Origin of the sequence: Aestuariivirga sp., from assembly GCF_041738905.1 — a bacterium.
GTDB lineage: Bacteria > Pseudomonadota > Alphaproteobacteria > Rhizobiales > Aestuariivirgaceae > Aestuariivirga.
The window spans coordinates 1-4,128 of record NZ_JBGSOZ010000133.1 but is presented as its reverse complement, the minus strand read 5'-3'; the positions used below and the strand labels follow the sequence as shown (position 1 = coordinate 4,128).

5 protein-coding genes and 1 pseudogene are annotated in these 4,128 nt (G+C 62.1%); all 6 read left to right on the top strand.

Features of this window, described 5'->3' with window-relative positions; genetic code table 11:
* Positions 1-224 (top strand): annotated as a pseudogene (locus tag ACEW8Q_RS12170) (aldo/keto reductase); the annotation flags it as partial.
* 105 nt (positions 225-329) lie between these two features.
* The gene (locus ACEW8Q_RS12165) at positions 330-563 is read left to right on the top strand and encodes a type II toxin-antitoxin system VapB family antitoxin (RefSeq protein ID WP_373504324.1); all 234 of its coding nucleotides are present in this window, start codon (positions 330-332) and stop codon (positions 561-563) included.
* A gap of 2 nt (positions 564-565) precedes the next feature.
* Positions 566-964, top strand: coding sequence for a type II toxin-antitoxin system VapC family toxin (locus ACEW8Q_RS12160; RefSeq protein WP_373504323.1), 399 nt, complete (start codon positions 566-568; stop codon positions 962-964).
* Between the two features lie 9 nt (positions 965-973).
* Entirely contained in the window at positions 974-2,218 is a 1,245-nt protein-coding gene (locus tag ACEW8Q_RS12155) for a Zn-dependent hydrolase (RefSeq protein ID WP_373504322.1), read from the top strand.
* Positions 2,215-3,705 carry a M20/M25/M40 family metallo-hydrolase gene (locus ACEW8Q_RS12150; RefSeq protein ID WP_373504321.1) on the top strand — a complete coding sequence of 497 codons (1,491 nt, stop codon included), beginning with the start codon at positions 2,215-2,217 and terminating at the stop codon, positions 3,703-3,705. Before ACEW8Q_RS12155 ends, ACEW8Q_RS12150 begins: the two co-directional genes overlap by 4 nt.
* 27 nt (positions 3,706-3,732) lie before the next feature.
* Positions 3,733-4,128, top strand: a 396-nt coding sequence (locus tag ACEW8Q_RS12145) for a RidA family protein (RefSeq protein WP_373504320.1), incomplete at its 3' end; no start/stop codon positions are given.

The following is a 4,128-nucleotide window of genomic DNA, read 5'->3' as shown; positions in this document are numbered from 1 at the left end:
CCAACATCATCGTCGGCGCGCGCACCGAGGCGCAGCTCAAGGACAACCTGGCCGCTGGCGCCCTGGCGCTGTCGTCCGAAGAACTTGCGGCGCTCGAGGACGCGAGCCTCCAGCCGCTCGACTATCCCTACTGGCACCAGTGCGCGTCTGCCGCCAACCGGCTGGGACCCGCCGACATGGCGCTGCACGCGCCGCACGTGGCGCGGAGCAAGCCGATCTGGTGACGCGAGCTGCTTCTGCGTCAGGCGTGAGGCAAAGGCCAATCGCCATCGACACTGAAGCGATCTCGATATATATTTTCTGGCATTGGTATATACTGGTATGAAACCATGGGCATTTTCATAAAGGATCCGGAAACGGACAAGGCTGTCCGGAAGCTTGCCAAGCTTCGCGGGGTGAGTTTGACGGAAGCGATCAGGAGCGCTGTCGCCCGAGAACTTGAGCTGAGCGAGGCCGACAACGAGGACGCGCAATTGAAGAAACTGCAAGACCGGTTCGCGTCCTACCCAGAGACTGGCCTCAAGGCAGACAAGGCTTTCTACGACAGCCTTTACGAGGACTAAAGGTGTTCATCGACGCTTCCGCCCTTGTGGCAATCATCGCCGGTGAGGCGGACTGCGAGGACTTGCGGTTGAGGCTCAAGGCGCACCGCAAGCGCACAATCTCGCCTCTGGCCGAGTTTGAAGCTGCGCTCGCACTTGCACGCCTGCGGAAGATCACGGTGGCCGATGCATTGGATCTCGTGAAGGGGTTCAAGAAAATCTATGCGGTCAAGGAGATCGGCATTGAGCCACAGCTCGCAACCATCGCCATTCAAGCCTTCCAGAGATATGGCCGCGGGCAAGGACACAAAGCCAAGCTCAACATGGGCGATTGCTTCTCCTACGCGTGCGCCAAGGACTCCGATGTGCCTTTGCTGTTCAAAGGCAACGACTTTTCCCAAACCGACATCAAGATCGCCTGAGAGAGTGCCATGACATCGAAAACCAATCTGACCATCAATCCGCAGCGTCTCTGGGATTCGCTCATGGAGACTGCCAAGTTCGGCGGCACGCCCAAGGGCGGCATCAAGCGGCTGACTGTCTCTGACGAAGACAAGAAGGTGCGCGACTGGTTCAAGGCGGAGTGCGAGAAACTGGGCTGCACCGTCGAGGTGGATGAGGTGGGCAACATGTTCGCCACCCGCCCCGGCAAGCGCAATGACATCGCGCCCATCGCCATGGGCTCGCATCTCGACACGCAGCCGACGGGCGGCAAGTTCGATGGCGTTCTCGGCGTGCTCGGTGCGCTCGAAGCCATGCGTACGCTGGTCGACATGGGCTATGAGACAACTGCGCCCGTCATGATCGTCAACTGGACGAATGAAGAGGGCTCGCGCTTCGCGCCCGCCATGCTGTGCTCGGGCGTCTATGCGGGCGTGTTCACCACGGACTATGCCTATTCGCGCGAGGACCGGCAGGGCATCAAGCTTGGCGATGAACTGGAGCGGATCGGTTACAAGGGCAAGGCGAAGGCCGGCGACATCAAGTTCCAGGCGATGTTCGAACTTCATATCGAGCAAGGTCCGATCCTCGAAGCCGAGAACAAGATGATCGGCGTCGTGAACGGCGTTCAGGGCATGCGCTGGTATGAGGTGACTGTCAGGGGGCAGGAGTCACATACCGGTGCGACACCCATGGGGCTCCGCAAGAACGCGCTGCTTGGTGCCGCGCGGATGATCGAGGCGATCCATCAGGTGGGCATGGCGCATCTTCCGGGCGTGGCCTCGGTGGGGCTTCTCGAAAACAAGCCCAACAGCCGCAACGTGGTGCCGGGCGAAGTGTTCTTCTCGGTGGATTTGCGGCACCCGGAGGAGAAAGTTCTCGACCGGATGGAAGCGGAGTATCAGGCTGCATTGCCGAAGATCGCAGCAGAGCTTGGACTTGAGCTTGAGGAAAAGCGCATCTGGAATTCGCCGGCGGTGAAGTTCGCGGCTCCCCTGATCGACTGCGTGCGCGAGGGGGTGAAGCAGGCGGGCTATACCATGCGTGAAATGGCATCGGGGGCTGGCCATGACGCCGCCTATATCGCGCGGGTGACGCCGACCACGATGATCTTCGTTCCGTGTCTTGGCGGCATTTCGCACAACGAGGCTGAGTCCACGACGCTGGAGGAATGCGGCGCTGGTGCCCAAGTCCTGCTCAACGCTGTTCTCGCCTGTGACCGGACGCTGGCGTGAGGAATGACATCGCGAGCCGGGCGCGCGAGATCGCGCTCGCGCTCACCTCCTGGCCCTCGGTGACGGGGAGTGCGGAAGAGGCTGCGGTCGAGAGGCTCGTTTACTGCCTCGGGCCAATGGCTTCGACATCGACGCTGCCCATTCCCAACGATCCGCGCCGCAATGTGTTCTGGCTGAAGCGCGGGCGGGGACGGCGCACCATCGTACTGACCGGGCATTTCGACGTGGTGCCGGTCGATGACTACGGAGACCTGAAGCCGCTTGCCTTCACGCCGGAATCTTTGCTTCCGGAGATCGTCGCGCGGCTGAGGCGGACGGGCGAGAATCCGTTGGCGCTCGCGGACTTCGAGAGCGGTGACTACCTGCCCGGCAGAGGCCTCCTCGACATGAAGGCGGGTCTTGCCGCCGGAATTGCGGCGATGGAAACCTATGCGGGCGAGGCGAATTTGCTGTTCCTCGGCGTATCGGATGAAGAGGACCGCTCGGCAGGGGCTCGCGCCGCGGTACCGCTGCTTCCGGTGATTGCGCGCGAGCATGGTCTCGACATCGAACTCGTCATCAATCTTGATGCGATTTCGGACCAGGGCGACGGCACGGTGGGCCGCGTGGTGGCGCTGGGCTCGATCGGAAAGCAGCTTTTGACGGCCTTCGTGGTGGGCAAGGAGGCCCATGCCTGCTACCCGCAGGATGGCGTCAATGCGGCCTATCTGGGTGCGGAACTTCTGACCGAATTCGAGCTGGCGGACGAACTGGCCGAGGTGAGCGGCAATGAAATCGCAGCCCCACCAACCGCCCTCCATGCCAAGGATATGAAATCCGGTTACAACGTGACGACCCCGGCGCAGAGCTGGCTCTACTGGAACACGCTGCAGCATCGCCGTTCAGCCAGTGATGTTTTCGACATCGCCCTGATGCTGGCGAGGCGCGCCATGGCGCGGGCGGCGCGCAAGGTGGCCCGCGACATTCCGGTGATGACTTATGCCGAGCTTGCCGCGCGGGTTGCGCCAGACGAGATCAAGGCGAAGGCGGATGAACTGGCCGCTCTCACCGCGCTCGACCTTCCTGAGCGCAACAAGCTCCTCACGGCGCATGTGTGGGCGAAGTCGGGGCTTTCCGGTCCTGCGGTGGTGATGGGCTTCGGCTCCATCCCCTATCCAGCAGTGTCGTTGACCGATGCCGGCCTCGAAGACGCGATCAAAGCTGCGGTGAGGCCGCATGGCCTGTCTTCCGTCCGCTATTTCCCCGGCATCTCCGACATGAGCTTCTTTGGCGAGAGTTCTGGCGATCTTTCAGCGGCGGCAGCAAATACGCCGGTCTGGGGCACCGGCTTCACCATGCCCGAGAGTGCCGGATTTCCGTGCATCAATATCGGGCCGTGGGGCAGAGACTATCATCATTGGCTCGAACGGCTGCATGCGCCCTATGCCTTCGAAACTTTGCCGCGCGTGCTGCTCTCGGTCATTGAAGCCGTCATGAATCGCCGCTAAGAACGTCCCGTCATCCAGGAGGAAAATATGCCACTGAAACGCATCGAGCCCGGCAACCGCATGAGCGCTGCCGTCATCCACGGCAACAAGGTCTATCTCGCAGGGTTCACGCCCGACGCCGCTCTCGGCAAGTCGGTCGCCGAGCAGACCAAGGACGTGCTGCAGCAGATCGACGCCACGCTGAAGGAAGCAGGCACCGACAAGACGCAGATTCTCAAGGCCAATATCTGGCTGACCGACATCAAGACCTTTGCCGAGATGAATTCGGAATGGGATGCCTGGGTGGTTCCCGGCCAGACGCCGGCACGCGCCACCGTCGAAGCCAAGCTCGCGGCACCCGGCATCGACGTCGAGATCATGGTTGAAGCCGCGATCGAGCGCGCGGGTGGTGCCGCTGCAAGGCGCCCCGGAGCCGCCCGCAAG

What these genes read in the sequence shown, in the direction of transcription:
- ACEW8Q_RS12165 (WP_373504324.1), top strand. Translation starts at nt 330, where the DNA reads ATGGGCATTTTCATAAAGGATCCGGAAACGGACAAGGCTGTCCGGAAG.
- ACEW8Q_RS12155 (WP_373504322.1), top strand. Translation starts at nt 974, where the DNA reads ATGACATCGAAAACCAATCTGACCATCAATCCGCAGCGTCTCTGGGAT.